General features: G+C 66.0%; 14 protein-coding genes. 4 read left to right on the forward strand and 10 right to left on the reverse strand.

All coding sequences use genetic code 11. From position 1 onward, the window contains the following. The first annotated feature begins 201 nt into the window (after positions 1–201). On the forward strand, positions 202–1,215 hold the full coding sequence (locus ACJMK0_RS02030; protein ID WP_405235147.1) for a phospholipase A: 1,014 nt from the start codon (positions 202–204) through the stop codon (positions 1,213–1,215). A gap of 158 nt (positions 1,216–1,373) precedes the next feature. After that, a complete protein-coding gene (locus tag ACJMK0_RS02035; RefSeq protein WP_405235148.1) occupies positions 1,374–2,939 on the forward strand; it encodes a L,D-transpeptidase family protein in 1,566 nt (521 codons plus the stop codon). 40 nt (positions 2,940–2,979) lie between these two features. Here ACJMK0_RS02035 and ACJMK0_RS02040 read toward each other — a convergent pair whose 3' ends face one another. The 8 genes from ACJMK0_RS02040 to ACJMK0_RS02075 all read right to left on the reverse strand — a co-directional run bounded on the left by ACJMK0_RS02040 (position 2,980) and on the right by ACJMK0_RS02075 (position 8,431). Beyond that, a complete protein-coding gene (locus ACJMK0_RS02040) occupies positions 2,980–3,375 on the reverse strand; it encodes a hypothetical protein (RefSeq protein ID WP_405235149.1) in 396 nt (131 codons plus the stop codon). A 9-nt stretch (positions 3,376–3,384) separates the two neighbouring features. Continuing rightward, the gene (locus tag ACJMK0_RS02045) at positions 3,385–3,747 is read right to left on the reverse strand and encodes a P-II family nitrogen regulator (protein WP_405235150.1); all 363 of its coding nucleotides are present in this window, start codon (positions 3,745–3,747) and stop codon (positions 3,385–3,387) included. Continuing rightward, positions 3,744–5,525 carry a DUF1538 domain-containing protein gene (locus ACJMK0_RS02050; protein ID WP_405235151.1) on the reverse strand — a complete coding sequence of 594 codons (1,782 nt, stop codon included), beginning with the start codon at positions 5,523–5,525 and terminating at the stop codon, positions 3,744–3,746. Before ACJMK0_RS02050 ends, ACJMK0_RS02045 begins: the two co-directional genes overlap by 4 nt. A 50-nt stretch (positions 5,526–5,575) precedes the next feature. Further along, positions 5,576–6,244 (reverse strand): LolA family protein, encoded by a 669-nt coding sequence (locus ACJMK0_RS02055; protein ID WP_405235152.1) that lies wholly within the window; start codon positions 6,242–6,244, stop codon positions 5,576–5,578. Positions 6,245–6,330: 86 nt separating this feature from the next. Continuing rightward, positions 6,331–6,645 carry an HdeA/HdeB family chaperone gene (locus ACJMK0_RS02060; protein WP_405235153.1) on the reverse strand — a complete coding sequence of 105 codons (315 nt, stop codon included), beginning with the start codon at positions 6,643–6,645 and terminating at the stop codon, positions 6,331–6,333. Between the two features lie 11 nt (positions 6,646–6,656). Next, complete coding sequence (locus ACJMK0_RS02065; RefSeq protein WP_405235154.1) at positions 6,657–7,037, reverse strand: hypothetical protein; 381 nt, start codon at positions 7,035–7,037, stop codon at positions 6,657–6,659. Between the two features lie 55 nt (positions 7,038–7,092). After that, on the reverse strand, positions 7,093–8,268 hold the full coding sequence (locus ACJMK0_RS02070) for a patatin-like phospholipase family protein (protein ID WP_405235155.1): 1,176 nt from the start codon (positions 8,266–8,268) through the stop codon (positions 7,093–7,095). Then, positions 8,255–8,431: a hypothetical protein gene (locus ACJMK0_RS02075; protein ID WP_405235156.1), complete on the reverse strand. Its 177-nt coding sequence runs from the start codon at positions 8,429–8,431 to the stop codon at positions 8,255–8,257. The genes ACJMK0_RS02070 and ACJMK0_RS02075 overlap by 14 nt, the downstream gene beginning before the upstream one ends. 185 nt (positions 8,432–8,616) lie before the next feature. Here ACJMK0_RS02075 and ACJMK0_RS02080 point away from each other — a divergent pair, with 185 nt between their 5' ends. After that, positions 8,617–9,051: a helix-turn-helix domain-containing protein gene (locus ACJMK0_RS02080; RefSeq protein ID WP_405235157.1), complete on the forward strand. Its 435-nt coding sequence runs from the start codon at positions 8,617–8,619 to the stop codon at positions 9,049–9,051. A gap of 33 nt (positions 9,052–9,084) precedes the next feature. Here the strand turns inward: ACJMK0_RS02080 and ACJMK0_RS02085 are convergent, their stop codons facing one another. Together ACJMK0_RS02085 and ACJMK0_RS02090 are read right to left on the reverse strand one after the other, a co-directional pair. Beyond that, the gene (locus tag ACJMK0_RS02085; RefSeq protein ID WP_405235158.1) at positions 9,085–10,095 is read right to left on the reverse strand and encodes a DUF481 domain-containing protein; all 1,011 of its coding nucleotides are present in this window, start codon (positions 10,093–10,095) and stop codon (positions 9,085–9,087) included. A 77-nt stretch (positions 10,096–10,172) separates the two neighbouring features. Next, a complete protein-coding gene (locus ACJMK0_RS02090; RefSeq protein ID WP_405235159.1) occupies positions 10,173–10,958 on the reverse strand; it encodes a methyltransferase domain-containing protein in 786 nt (261 codons plus the stop codon). 82 nt (positions 10,959–11,040) lie between these two features. Here ACJMK0_RS02090 and ACJMK0_RS02095 point away from each other — a divergent pair, with 82 nt between their 5' ends. Beyond that, positions 11,041–12,135: an alpha/beta hydrolase gene (locus tag ACJMK0_RS02095; protein WP_405235160.1), complete on the forward strand. Its 1,095-nt coding sequence runs from the start codon at positions 11,041–11,043 to the stop codon at positions 12,133–12,135. The last annotated feature ends 5 nt before the right edge of the window (positions 12,136–12,140 follow it).

Consider the following 12,140-nt stretch of genomic DNA (forward strand, 5'->3'; position numbering starts at 1 on the left):
GCAGAGGTGATGCTGCATCCCGAGGCCGGCACCGGGGTGTAGCGGAGCAAATGGCGTATTCAGCTTCGGGTAGTCGTTGCAGACCCCGAGAATCTCATTCAGCACACCGCCCAGATTGAGTGGTTTGCCCTGACGCATTGCCATTCGGTCACCATCGGATGACTGATAATCGTCCGCTGAAATCCCATCGAGGCTCCGTACATGAAACTGTTCCAGCGCATCGCAGCAGCGGTCGTCTGCACGGTAGTCGGCGTCCCGGCCATGGCCGCACCGCTCGAGGACTGCATTGCGAAAGAAGTGCTCGAGGGCGACCCCGAGCGAAGCGCCCACGCCATCAAGAGACTGTGCCGCGACCAAATCGGCATGACCGCAGTCGGTGAGAAGCCTGCGAGCGACAGGCCCACCGCGATCGAACTGCGCGGCCGCGCCGAGGCCGCGGCGGAGGGCGGTGATTACGTGATCACAGCCTACCATCCCTCCTACATCATGGTGACCCATGACCGTAACTTCGACGCGGTCGATACGCCGTTCGCCCAGATCGACCCGGACTTCGGGGGCTTCGAGAAAGAGGAGATCAAATACCAGGTAAGCGCCAAGGCGGTCATCGCGCGCAATATCTTCGGCAGCGATGCGTCGCTGTTCGGTGCCTATACCCAGACGGCCTGGTGGCAGCTCTTCTCCGACGAGGGCATTACCTCCGCTCCGTTCCGGGAGACCAACCATGAACCCGAGCTGTTCCTGCGCTACTACGGCGGTCCGGACCTGCCCTTCGGCGGCCGTGCGGTCAACTGGGATCTGGCCCTGGTGCACGAATCCAATGGTCGCTCACAATTCCTGTCACGGAGCTGGAATCGGCTGATGGGCCGGTTCACGCTGGACTACGGGGACCTGGCCCTGTTCGGCCGCCTCTGGTACCGACTCCCCGAGGACGATGAAGATGACGACAATCCCAACGAGTACCGGTATCTCGGCTACGGCGACCTCAGGGCCGTATGGGCGCCGAACCGGAACACGCTCAGTCTGCTGGTGCGGCCGGGGACTGAGAAAATCGGTACCGAGCTGACCTGGAGCTACCCGATATCGGAGAACCTGCGCGTCTACGCGCAGTGGTGGCACGGCTATGGCGAGAGCCTTATCGCCTACGACCAGCGCGTGAATCGGTTCGGGATCGGCGTCGCCCTGAACGACTACCTGATGCGCTACGATCCGCGTTGATCTCCCCGCTTGAACGCCGGATCGGGGTCCGGCAGCCGGCGCCAGCGGGCCGGCTGACTTTGATCCGCGGGTGGCGGTTACTGCTGCTGGCCGCAGTGCTGACCGTCGGTGCAACGGTCCTTCTGCCGTCATCGCCTGCCGGCGCAGCCCCGGCCGCTGTGGAAAATGAAATCCGGGCCCGAGTCGACCAGCTCCTGGAATCCGGCGCGGTGGCGGTAAGCGGCCGTGACATTGCCGCTTCGCGGCTCGTTGCCGAGGTCTATATCCGGCGTGGATTCCGGCCCGCGTGGTCGTCTTCCGCCAATCGGCAGGCGCTGCTGAGGGCCATCGAGCGCAGCGAGCGCCACGGCATGGAGCCGGAGGATTTCCACCGCTCCGCCATCGAAGTCGTCATCGCAAGGCTGCAACGCCACGCCGGGGACCGTGTTTTGCTGGCCGACCTCGATATTCTGATGACCGACGCACTCGCACGCCTCGGCTACCAGCACTATTTCGGCAAGGTGGATCCGGTTCGCCTGGACGACGACTGGAATTTCGAGCGCGCCCTCGAAGCGGGCGATCCCGCAGAGGTGATCGCGACGGTTCTGGAGCAGGAGGGTGTCGCCGACTTCATCGACGAGGTCGTGCTGTCGTTCCCGACCCACGACCGGCTCATAGCCGCCCTGGAGCGCTACCACGCGATCGCTGTGCGTGGAGGATGGCGGCCCGTGCCAGAAGGTGCCGCATTGCGGCCGGGCATGCGGGATGCTCGGATACCCGCGGTGAGAGAGCGACTGACCGCGACCGGTGACTGGAATGGCACCGCCGGCGCATCGTTCCTGTACGACGCGGCGCTGGAAGCAGCCGTCCGGCGCTTCCAGCTGCGCCACGGACTCGACGCCGACGGGGTGGTCGGCCCGGCCACCGTGCGCGCTATGAACGTACCCGTGGAGAGCCGCATCGATCAGCTCCGCGTCAATCTCGAGCGCGGAAGATGGCTATTGCGCGGACTGCCCCGGGACTTCGTGGTGGTGAATATCGCGGGCTTCGAGGTCCGGCTGGTACGAGATGGCCGGCCCGCCTGGCGCTCGCGTGCCGTCGTCGGCCGGGACTATCGCCGGACTCCCGTGTTCCGCGACTCGATACGCTACCTGGAGTTCAATCCCACTTGGACCGTGCCGCCCGGCATACTGGCCAACGACATCCTGCCGCAGGTGCGGCGCGATCCCGGATACTTCGCGCGTAAGGATCTGACGCTGTATGACCGGGACCGGCGGCAGGTGGATCCAGGCACCGTCGACTGGCCCGCGGTGACGCCGCGGAGCTTCCCGTACACGGTGGTCCAGTCACCGGGACCCCGTAACTCCCTGGGGCGCGTCAAGTTCATGTTCCCCAACCGCTACGCGGTCTACCTGCACGACACCCCCGCGCGGGAGCTATTCGACCGAGCGGAGCGAAGCTTCAGCTCCGGCTGCATCCGCGTGGAGCGGCCGTTCGAGCTGGCCGAGCTGCTCCTGGCAGACCAGTCGGGCTGGGACATGGCGCAGATCGACCGGGTCCTGGCGAGCGGCGAGACCACCGCGGTCCGTCTCGCCCAACCCATGCCCGTGCTCATCCTGTACGGCACAGCGTGGGTGGAAGCCGACGGAACAGTGCACTTCCGGAGAGACATCTACAATCGCGACGCGAAGGTACTCGAAGCCCTCGAGGACGGGTTCCGGCCCGCGCGCGGCGACAGGTCGTGAAGCGTTCGGGCGGACCCGCTTAAGACTCGGCCAGGCAGCTTCAGCGTGCCGCCGGACCCTGGGATTCTTCCGGGGCGGACGGCAGCCGGTAGACGGTTGCCCCGGACAACCTGTCCAGTATGGCGACGCCGCCGCCCGGTCGCCCGATGCGTGCCGTCACGTAGACGTAGTCGAACACCTCATGGGCTTCGGACGCCGCGACGAGGATGGTTACCAGCCGGGCCAGGCTCGATTCCGGGAGGCGGCCGCGCCGTGTCTTCGCCTCCTGCAGGGCCGCGACCCCGCGCACCAGGACGGAGTCTGCCCGATTCACATCATGTTCGCGTCGCAGGCGCTCCATCAGCTCGCGATCGGTACCATCGTCCGGCAGGATCGCCTGGATGCGCCAGACGGCCTCGAGCGGCAGCGTGTGCTCTTCCATCGTGGTCGCTGACATGGCTGCGTCTCAGCTGCGATCCCGCAGCCGGGTCATCGTTTCCCGGGGGATGAAAGTCGCCAGCTTCTCCAAGGGCGTAACGTAAAGGTAGCCGCCGCCGGGATTGCCGAGGCCGCCGGCGTGGAAGATCGCTCGCGCGACCAGTTCCTGGTACTCCTCAGCGACGACGATGCTCACCACCTCCTTCTCCGCCTCGACCGCGATGCCGAGCAGCCCGAACAGCTCACGCGCGCCGGTCCCCCGCGCCTGGTGCACGATGCCGCCGCTGGCGCCCACATTCCGCGCTGCCTCGAGCATGTCCTCCGCGCGGCCCGCCGGCACCACCGCCGTGATCAGCGCAGCGCCAGTCAGGTAGGTGATGTCCTCGCTCATACGACGCCCTCCCGCGCTTCGATGTTCGTCGTGTCCGCAAGCCGGGCAGCGCGTGCCTGCGCCTCGATACGATGCTGCGACCAGAGACCGGACAGCATCACAGTGATGATCGGCCCGATCGACGCCATGCTGAGGATGCCGAATCCTTCCACGGCATTGGTGGCGTTGCCGAAACCGAGACCCATCGCGAGCACCAGCGGAACCGTGATCGGGCCGGTCGTCACGCCGGCGCTGTCCCACGCGAGGTTGACGAACTCCTCGCTGGACAAGACCGTGAGCACCAGCGCGATCCCGTAGCCGGTCAGGATCATGTACACGAGCGGCAGGTCGAAGATGAGCTTCAGGAGGCCGAGCGCAATGCCAAAGGCGACGCCGGTGGAAACGGACAGGATCAGCGTGCGCTTGTTGAACACACCGTTGGTCAGCTGTTCGGCCGTGATACCAAGAGCATTGAGCGCCGGCTCGGCCGCGGTGGCAGCGAAGCCCAGCACCCAGGCGAACAGCAACGAGAGCGTCAGCCCCACGCCGTAAACGTATAGCGGCGAACTCGCGAAACCGTCGATTTCCATGAAAGCCACAGGCACGAGGCCGCCCGCACCGCCGCCAAGCCTGGACAGGCCGTAGGTGAGGCCAAGGTTGAAGATGCACATGCCGATGATCGTGAAGGCGATGCCAAGGAAGATCTCGCTGCGGTGCGGAAGCTTCTCGCGCAGCATGACCGTCAGGACAACGAAAAGGAATACGACGAGCGGCAGGATCGCGCGGATACCCATGACGATCTCCTGGCCCGGACTGGTCTCGTACCAGGCCGGTGTGGCCGCCTCAGCGGCGGCCTCGGCGATGCGGGCCGCGGCGATGATCTGTTCGGGACTTAGCGTCACGGCGACGCAGAGCAACAGCAGCAGCGCCCCGCCCACAGGGAACAGCGAGGCCAGCGTGACGATGCCGAAGCCGGAAAGCCCGGAATCGCCCTTGCCGGCGGCGGCGGCTATGCCGATGCCCAGGGACAGCACCAGCGGCACCGTTACCGGGCCGGTCGTCACCGCGCCCGTGTCCCATGCGAGGCCAAGGGCGGCGGCCAGCTGGGGCTGCGACGCCGCGTAAGCGGTCAGGGTGAGGACCGGTGCCAGCGCGAGGTAGATCAGCGGTTTCAGGCTCCAGCCGCACAGAAAACGCAAAGAGCCGACGACGGCAGCCAGGCCGACACTGGCACCGACGACCAGCACCAGCGTACCGGACCAGTCGTTGAGCAAGGCGTAAAGGTAAGGCGCGCGCTCCACCACCACGTTCTGGCCGGCCGTTTTAAGCGCCCCGATGGCCGGTTCCGCGAGAGTGACCCCGATGCCCAGCAGCAGCGTGATGAACAGCACCACGGGCAGCGCGGCCTTGCGCGGCAGGCTGGAGCCGATCACCCGGCCGAAGGGCATCAGCCCGAGCTTCAGGCCCTCCATGAAGAACATGAGTCCGACGATCACGGCCAGCAGCCCGCCGGTGATGAGCGAGGAGTCCTCCACCAGCTGACGTAGGATCAGCAGCTGGAACGCCACCAGATACACCGCCAGCGGCGCGACAGCTCTGAACTGGTCGAGAAAGCGCTGCGAGATATAGGGCTGGAGCAGCTGTACGACTTCCGCGGTGGAAATCTTGGACCTTTCCCGCCGCAGGCGTACGACCCGCCCTGCCGGATCCCGTTCCGGCTCGGGCATCAGCTCGCCGATGGATACGGCGTCGCCGCCACCCAGACTGCGCTGATAGTCGATGTATCGGTGCTGGGGCATCACGTTACCCGGTGCCTCGTCCGTGCGCGCCGGCCTGTCCGTGCGGGGACTCAGCGGCGCAGCTTCTGAGTGCCCCTCGGCCAGCGGTCGACGAACAGCTCCGGATTCAGCTTCAGATTGCGTGCGGTCTGCGTGTACTCCAGGGTCACCCGGCCTCCCCCGCTGCCGAGTCTGACCACCTGGCGAGCAGGCAACCATGACGCCTGATCCACCCAGAGTTCGATGCCAGATACCAGAGCCCGCCTCTGATCGCGCTTCGGTGTCAGTTCCAGGCCGAGCAGTCGGCGTTCGCCGGACCGCTCTTCGCCGATGAACGTCACGAGGTAGTCTTTGCTCAGATCCCGACCCGTGATAGTGAATCCGAGCCGCAGATACGGCTCCACGCGATTACGGTGCCTGTCCAGCCGATACTCCGCCACGCGCGCCAGCGCAGGACTGAAGTAATAGACGTTGTCTCCGCGCCTCAGGATCTGCATGCCGTCGTCCGACCTGGTGGCGATCCGGTAGTCGCCGTCCCGGTTGATGTAGATTCGACCACTGGCGAGGCGCTCGCCTTCACCAGCATCGTCCTGCCAGCTAACCGAGAGTTCCGCCAGCACGGTCTCCAGGTCACTGCCCTGTCTGTCCAGTTGCCGGAGGGCTCCGTCCATGGTCCAGCTCAGCTCGTTCGTTTGCGGCTCCGCCGAACCGGAGAACAGCAGCGCAGCAAGGATCGTCATACAGATTCTGACTGTATTCATTCTTTCCTGTCCCGTTGACGCCGAGCAACGCCTGTCATCTGCAGGCAGCGCGCGGTTGCCTCCGGTCAATCCTTTTCCCGCAGCGCCGCCACGAAGGCGTCGACGACCGTCGATTCCGGATGGCCCGCACAGTAGTCGCGCACCTGCAGGAGATGATCGGCCACCAGACTGTTGTCGATGACGGACACGTTGCTGCGCCCGGCGAGATAGCCGTAGTAGAACATCAGGGCGAAGGCCCGGTTTTCCTCGCTCGCCAGCGCCAGGTCGGAACAGGTCACCCGGGTGACGTCCGACGCTGCGACCTCGGCATCCTCGGCGTATGCCGAACCGGCCGCCAGCACCACCGCGACCACCAGGGGAACCAGTCTGTAACTCCTCATAGTGCTATCCCTCAATCATCGTCATTGCTACGTGACAGACAGCGATCGAGCGCGCGCGCATAGCCCTCCTGCTTCGCCTCGACCTCCTTTTTTTTCGCGGCGGACTTGACGCTGCCGACCACGGCGCCGAGTACCGCCGCTCGCTTGGCGGTCTTGCCCGCGTTCTTGTCCACTACCCAGCCGCCGGCGGCGCCCAGGGCGGCCCCGGCCAGTCCGCCGCGCACCGCGCCGCCGAGCACACCGGGCGCGTCCTCCCCGTCGTGGCCGCTGATCTCGCGAGCCTCGACGCGACAACGCTCGTATCGCGAATCCGCCTGCGCGGAGGCAACCATCGCCACGCAGAGCACAGCCGCCGGCAGCAAGAGCCGCAGCATCCTCCCGTTCATCTCCATCACCGACTCCTGTCAGAGTAAAGGTCCCGTACAGACGAACCGGCGGGATCCCCGCTCATTCGTCGACTTGCACGAGAGTCCACGCCTCGTCCGCCCTTGCGAGTTCGTAACCGAACTCGAAGAGCCTGCCCATATATTCCCGGTCAAAAGTCTCCTGCGGCTCACCCTCGAAACTGGCCGGGATATAGGCCAGCTGAAAGTTGAAACCGTGCTCCGCGGACATTGCATAGAGTTTTGCAATGTCGCCTATGCCCTGCGAATTGATAAGGGTCGATACCGTGCGCCCCAGGACCGGTATCAGACGCCGCTGCACGGCTTCGGGCGCGGGCCGGATCCTGGAGTTGCGGATGACGTACAGGTCGGGGTCGCCCTGCACCCCGAGCTTCTCGTGCACATCACGCCAGTCTATGCCCGTGGAAGCCAGGAAAAGCTGGGAGGTAACGCCACCATCCACGTGCATCTCGTCGTAGCGCACACCGCCGGCCTCGACCTCGACGATGACCGGCGGGAACGCGCCGGGGATGGCCGCCGATGCGAGAATGATGTCGTGGATCAGGTCCCGGGCCCCCGGCGAGGGGCTGGCCGCGATACGCGTGATGTCCCACACCACCGGCCGCCCGGCGTCGAGATTGGTCGTGCCCACGAACAGGGAACGTCCTCTCTTCCCCTCGGCGGCGATGGCATCGATCACCCCGTCGTTCACGTAACGGGCTATCAGCTCCCTGAGACGCTCGGTACTCAGGGCCGCGTCCCCGCGCACGATGCCGATCACACTGCGGTATTCCACCAGGTCCTCTGTAGAATAGCGCGTGTACATCTCCTTCAGCGTCGCATCGTGCGCTGGCCCCAGGAACGCGAAAGGCGCGATCAGTGATCCGGTGCTGATGCCGGATACGATCTGGAATTCCGGGCGCGATCCGTTGGCGGACCAGCCGGCGAGCAGCCCGGCTCCGAATGCCCCGTTGCCGCCACCCCCCGAAATCACCAGGTAGTCGTGCTCACGTCCCATGACGCCGCCGTGGCGCTCGCGCAGCACATCCTCCGGCAGCTGGAGCCAGCCCTCTATCTCCTCCGGTGGCTCATCACCCCACTGTCGCGCATGGGGTATGCCAGGAATATCCGCCAGACCGACCGATTCCGGGGGCAGCGGATTGATTCTCTCGGGCTGCGCAGCGCAGCCGCATACGGACAGGACGACGAGGACCGCCAGGGTCCGGTCAGGCCGCCGCATCTTCGCGTATCCCGAAAAGTGCCGAGTACAGCAATGAAACCACGACGAGCGTCGGGAGCTTCGCGAGCACCAGATCGAACCTGATGGTCACGGCCATGCTCCGGAAATCGCGGGCGTTGCGGGGGGCAGCCTGCTTGCCGGGAAATCCGGATGTCTGGTTCACAGGCTCCTCCATGCAGAATCGCTCGATGTGGGGAATGACGGAACACAGAACCTCTGTCCCGCGACGCTATCCTCGCGCGGGGATTCTCGGGCCGTTACCGCTTGCCGGCAATGCACCGATCACCCAGAATGGGCGAACTGACACGGAAGTGGCGAGGGTCGGGGATGGGTTTCGGCTACGATGACGTGAGCAGGCATTTCGGACGTATCTGGCCGGTCCACGTCGAGCAGTTCACTCAATTACTCATCACGTTGCGCCGCCAGTTTCACGGCGACCTCGACCTGATGCTGGTGCTCGCCATGATCGGGCTGCGTACGCTGCCCGGCCGCCGCATCCAGAGCCTGTCTTACGAGGAGTTCCGCACAGGCGAGACACCCCAGCAGCCTGGCCCCATCAACGTGCAGTCCATAGCGGACGCGAGCGGCATCCCGCGGGAAACCGTGCGCCGGAAGGTCCAGCAACTGGAGGCGGATGGCTGGATCGAGCGGCAGGGTTCCGGGTATCTCGTCGTCTCCCAGCAGGCGCGCCAGGAACTCTCGCCTGCCACGGAGGCGACGTTCCGCTACCTCGCTGCAATTGGCTCCGTGTGTGTCGATGTAGCCGGGAAGAAGCCCCCTTGAGCCGCATCCATTCGCCGCGTTTCAATCGGCGAACTAGTCCAGCTCGATGCCGATGCCCAGAGCGTAGGTGACGTCCTCCTGCTCGTTGCCGGCGGCAGGGTTGGACTCCCAGTCCCAGTCCACCTGCACGTTCATATAGATATCGCCCCAGACCTCCCAGCGGATACCCGTCGAGGTGTCCGCCACCCGGTTGGTGCGTCCGGTCAGATAGACCCAGTAGCGATGATCGTGGAAGAACTCCAGGTCGCCGCCGAGCAGGTCGCGACGGTAGCGCATCTGCCAGCGGGCCGCGGTGGACTCGTCGGTCTCGCCGGCGAGCCGCTCCCGCACGCCGATGGCGGAGAGTGAGACCTCGAACAGACGGTAGGCGTCCTCGAAGAACTGGAAGCCCACGCCCCCGCCGGGCGTGTAGCGGTAGGTGAGCTGACGGATGGGGTCGCGCTCGTAGCCAATGCCGGAGGAGAGGAACCAGCCGTCCGAGAAGAACCAGCTGTAGACGTAGCTGGCGTTGTATTGCTCCTTGGTCGTGAGGCCGTCCTGGTCTTTCCGATCCAGGCGGAAGTCCAGCCGGTGGCGATGATCGCCGATCTTCACGCCGCCATCCAGCTGCCAGAGGAAGTCGCTGGTCTCCGTATTGCCGCGGGTGGCGCTGTACGAGAAATCGGAGCGGGCATCCCAGTCGAACTCGTCCTCCGGCTCGGTCAGTTCCTCGATATCCATTGGCGCGAATGGCCGCGTGCCAGAGTCGGTGACGAGGATCATGTTGCCTGCGTCATCGGTGGCGAAGCGGCCGGTGATCTCGCTGTGGTCGCGCAGCTCGATTTCCAGGTTTTCGTCAGACTCGATGCGGGCCACGGCGTCCAGCGAGATGGGGAATTCGTCGGCGTAGGGCGTCTCCAGAAAGAGCTCGTTATCCCAGACGCGTTTGATGTTGCCGGTGATGCGGTCGCCGTTCTGCATGTACACGACGTCGGCCGGCGCGGCGCGGGCGACCAGCAGGGATACGAGCAGGATCGTGATAGCGTAGAGGTGCTTACGGGACATGACGGGACGAATGGTTGTGTGGCAGCACGGCGGGAAGCGTAGCCGGAGGTACGCTTGCCGACAACTGCGGCTCTCGCTCACCAGCACTCGGCGCTGAACAGGAACCGGTTCACGCAGAACAGGAACTCGTCCGTCTCGGCACGGCGTTCGACGTCTTCCCGCCAGATGCGGAGCTCGTCTTCGCTCGCGGCACCGGTCGCCGCCGCGCTGGCCACGCACTGGGCGATCATGGTGCCGGCATAACCCTCGTCGTCGAGGCGCGTCGAGAGCACCGGGACGGCGTGCACCCGGACGTCGCCGAACCCCGCCTCACGCAGCATCGGCTGCAGACGCTGCGGGAGACGGGGGCTCGCCACGGCGGCGTCCCAGGCGCCGAACAGGCGACGGGTGAGGTCTGCGTCCTGCGCGGTGACGACGGCGGTCTGCCAGTCGGTTTCCACGATGGCGACTCGCCCGCCCGGACGCAGGACGCGGCGGATCTCGGCGAGCGCGGATTCCGGCTGCTCGACGTAGAGCAGCACCTGGGTGGCCGTGACGGCGTCGGCTGCGCCGGAACACACCGGGAGGCTCGTGGCATTCGACTGCGTGAGGGCGATGTGCGGTATGCCTGCACACCGCTCGGCGGCGAGAGCCAGCATGGAGGCGCTGAGATCGAGTCCGAGCACGAAGCCGTCCGGGCCGACGGCGTCGGCGAGGTCCCGTGTCAGCAGCCCCGGCCCGCAGCCCACGTCCAGCAGGAACTCGCCCGGGGCCGGGGTGAGTGCCTGCAGGGTCTGTTCGCGCTGACGCTCGATCTCGGGCGACAGATAGGCGCGCTCGGTCCGCCTCGCCCGTATGTCGTTGTAACGGCTGCGGCCTGGCATGGGGGCTCCCGGTGGCGGCGACGGTTCGAATTATGGTGCAGTCAGGCGACGCCGCACAGAGACCCGGTATACTGAGCGGTTCATGCGCCTCCGTCATCGTTACTACGCTCCCCACTACGCACGGCTCGCGGTCCTTGCGAGCGCGTTCCTGCTTGCCGCCTGCGCAGGCCAGGTACCCGTGGGGCCGGCGCCCGCCGCGGCAGGGCCGGCGGAAGCCGGGGCAAGCGTCGAGGTCGCCTTCGTAACGAATCGGCAACTGGAAACGGACGGGGACGGCCTGGAGTACTACGGGGGCGCTCGCGGCCCGCTGACGGCGGGACGGTGTCGGGTGGCGATCCGGGACGGCGAAGACCATGACGGGCGATTGATCGGCGTGACGCTGGCGCCGGCGCAGGAGGTGACTTCCGACCTCGGTGACGGGGAGCATGACGGCGTGGTCGTCTACATCCACGGTTTCAACGAGAGCTTCGGACGCAGCTGCCGGCATGCGGCATTGCTGCAGAAACGCCTGGGGCTGGACGGCCGGATGCTGCTGTTCAGCTGGCCGGCGGACCGCAAGTACGTGACCTACGCTAGTGATGCCGGTGATCTGGCCTGGAGCCTGCCGGATCTGCGGGGTGTGCTCGAGGAGTTGGCGGGACGTTACGGGGCCGGAAACGTGAGCATCCTGGGGCACAGCCTCGGCGCCCGCGCGACGGTGGAGGTGCTGTCCCGGATGGACGAAGACGTCGGCGCGTTCGGGCAGGTCGTGCTGGTCGCTCCCGATATCGCGCGGTCGCGATTCGCCGAGTTAGGGCCCGCGCTGGACCGGCGGGCGGAGCGGATGACGATCTACGCCTCGGAGAATGACCTGGCGCTGCGCCTATCCACCGTCGTGAATACGTCAGCGCGGCTGGGGATTACCGACGAAGAGGCCCACGCGGAGAGTGCGCTGTCCCCGAGGGTTCAGCTCGTGGACGTGTCGGAGACGGGTCTTTACAGCCTGAGCGGGCACGTCTATCACCTGCGCAATCCGGCGGTAATCGAGGATATCGGCCGTCTGTTCGCCCCGTTGGCCGCGGATGCGGGTGGCAGCTACGAGCGCGTGCCGGGGTCGGCTCCCGGTCTGTGGCGTCTGCTGCCGGTCAAGCGCGAGACAACGGCTTCGGCCGGTCGGAATCGGTCGAGGAACTTCTGAAACCC

Origin of the sequence: Lentisalinibacter orientalis (genome assembly GCF_040706535.1) — a bacterium.
Lineage (GTDB): Bacteria > Pseudomonadota > Gammaproteobacteria > Steroidobacterales > Woeseiaceae > Lentisalinibacter > Lentisalinibacter orientalis.

Coding starts and splice junctions, on each gene's coding strand:
- ACJMK0_RS02030 (WP_405235147.1), top strand. CDS start 202: ATGAAACTGTTCCAGCGCATCGCAGCAGCGGTCGTCTGCACGGTAGTC.
- ACJMK0_RS02040 (WP_405235149.1), bottom strand. CDS start 3,375: ATGTCAGCGACCACGATGGAAGAGCACACGCTGCCGCTCGAGGCCGTC.
- ACJMK0_RS02045 (WP_405235150.1), bottom strand. CDS start 3,747: ATGAGCGAGGACATCACCTACCTGACTGGCGCTGCGCTGATCACGGCG.
- ACJMK0_RS02050 (WP_405235151.1), bottom strand. CDS start 5,525: ATGCCCCAGCACCGATACATCGACTATCAGCGCAGTCTGGGTGGCGGC.
- ACJMK0_RS02055 (WP_405235152.1), bottom strand. CDS start 6,244: ATGACGATCCTTGCTGCGCTGCTGTTCTCCGGTTCGGCGGAGCCGCAA.
- ACJMK0_RS02060 (WP_405235153.1), bottom strand. CDS start 6,645: ATGAGGAGTTACAGACTGGTTCCCCTGGTGGTCGCGGTGGTGCTGGCG.
- ACJMK0_RS02065 (WP_405235154.1), bottom strand. CDS start 7,037: ATGGAGATGAACGGGAGGATGCTGCGGCTCTTGCTGCCGGCGGCTGTG.
- ACJMK0_RS02070 (WP_405235155.1), bottom strand. CDS start 8,268: ATGCGGCGGCCTGACCGGACCCTGGCGGTCCTCGTCGTCCTGTCCGTA.
- ACJMK0_RS02085 (WP_405235158.1), bottom strand. CDS start 10,095: ATGTCCCGTAAGCACCTCTACGCTATCACGATCCTGCTCGTATCCCTG.
- ACJMK0_RS02090 (WP_405235159.1), bottom strand. CDS start 10,958: ATGCCAGGCCGCAGCCGTTACAACGACATACGGGCGAGGCGGACCGAG.
- ACJMK0_RS02095 (WP_405235160.1), top strand. CDS start 11,041: ATGCGCCTCCGTCATCGTTACTACGCTCCCCACTACGCACGGCTCGCG.